The 1,729-nt window shown below is 58.8% G+C and carries 1 protein-coding gene and 1 pseudogene; both read left to right on the forward strand.

Features of this window, described 5'->3' with window-relative positions:
• The first annotated feature begins 40 nt into the window (after positions 1-40).
• Positions 41-394: an aspartyl protease gene (locus tag ACP5J3_RS14220; RefSeq protein WP_428496281.1), complete on the forward strand. Its 354-nt coding sequence runs from the start codon at positions 41-43 to the stop codon at positions 392-394.
• 133 nt (positions 395-527) lie between these two features.
• Positions 528-1,729: pseudogene (locus tag ACP5J3_RS14225) on the forward strand (hypothetical protein); the annotation flags it as partial.

A 1,729-nucleotide genomic window follows, 5' to 3' on the forward strand; every position in this document is an offset into this window, starting at 1 on the left:
ACGAGCCGCAACTTTTTAACCTGACGCGGAGTTGGGCTATATGATCATCAAGATTAGGGTCGGCGTATTCAACCCAGCCGCGCCAGAGCGGGTCGTTGAGGTAGAAGGCGTGGTAGACACGGGGGCTTTATACACCGTGGTGAGGAGAGACGTGCTCGAGTCGCTCGGCGTGAAGCCCTTGAGGAGGCGTAGGTTCAAGGCATTCGGCGGCTACGTGGAGAGGGACGTGGGAGAAGTAGGCCTCGTCTTAATGGGCGAGAGGCGGGTGGTGCCCGTGATTTTCGGAGAGGCCGAAGATCTAATCGTCGTCGGGGTGACGGCGCTTGAGATCTTCGGCCTAGAGGTCGACCCCGTGAGGGGGACTCTTAAAGAGGCCGAGCTGTTGCTCTTTTAGGCCCCATAGGCGGGATGAGGAAGCTGAGCCCGTAGCGGCGCCCTCGCGCCGCTGGATTACGCCAGTAAAGCGGAACTATCTGGGGGATTCCGGGCAGTTCTCAACACTTAAAAATGTACCGGGTTACACCACTATGCGAGCATGGTGGTTGCTAATCTTGGCGTTGGTGGCCGTGGCTTTATATATTATATTCTTAACACCTCAGGGAGAGCGGGTGCCGACTACAACACCCACAACGCCGTGGACGACCCCCGCCCCCACGTCGACAGCCCACGGTCCCACTACGGCGACGCAGACGACGCAACAGCCAGCACAAACACTAACCGCCACGCAGACGAGCCAAACTTCCCAGAGCACCACGCCCGCAACTCCCCAGCCGTCTACTACCACAAGCTCCGCCCCCACGCCCGTCCTCGAGGTGCAGATCGCGGCACCTGCGGAGGTAAACCTCACCAAGCTACCTGCGTTAATTAACTACACCGTGGTGGTGAAAAACGTAGGAGCCGCCGCGGCCCGTGTAGAGGTTGACGGCGAAAGCCGCGAGCTAGGCCCTGGCCAGGTGTGGAGGGTGGAAAAGGCTATAAACGCAACTTCTGCGGGGGAGTACAGAGCCGCGGTGGTGGTAAACGGCAAGAAGTACGAAAAAGTGATGGCGGTTAGGTATTACGAGGCGCGCCTCGTCGCCGAGCCTGTGGCTATAAACGTGACGAAGCTACCGCAAAACATCACGGTGACCGCCAGGGTGAAGAATGTAGGCAACCTAACGGCGCGGCTGGACGGCGTAGAGATACCGCCAGGCGCCGCGGCCTTGGTAAACAAAACGCTGTATGTGGACGCCGCGGGGAGCTATGTCATACGTCTAGGCCTCCTGGAAATCCCCGTAAAGGTAGGCTACCTACACGCGGCGTGCGGAGCTGAGGTGGAGGCCCCCGCGGAGGTGGAGGTGGTGCCAGGAGAGGCCGTGGCTTACAGAGTGGTTGTGAAAAACACAGGCAACACCACGGCCATCTGCGTGGTGGACAACAAGCCCTACAGACTGGAGCCAGGAGAGGCGGCGTCGCTGACAAAGTCGCTCACGGTAGAAACCGCCGGTAGCTACAGAGCCGAGGTAGAGATAAACGGCACTACATACAGGAGGGAGATTACGGCGAAAGTAATTAAAATATTCGTCTGGTTTAAGCTAAAGTCGCCGAGGGAGACGTCTTACGGCACCACGCCGTTTACAGAGATCATCTACAGCGACAGCCCCCAGGCCGGTGTGGAGTACGTCTGGCGCATTTCCACAAACGCAACGCGCAGAACAGTGACAGTAGTAGTAGACGGGAGAGGCTACGC

The sequence above is a fragment of the Pyrobaculum sp. genome (assembly GCF_049971835.1).
Taxonomy (GTDB): Archaea; Thermoproteota; Thermoprotei; order Thermoproteales; family Thermoproteaceae; genus Pyrobaculum.

What these genes read in the sequence shown, in the direction of transcription:
- ACP5J3_RS14220 (WP_428496281.1), top strand. Translation starts at nt 41, where the DNA reads ATGATCATCAAGATTAGGGTCGGCGTATTCAACCCAGCCGCGCCAGAG.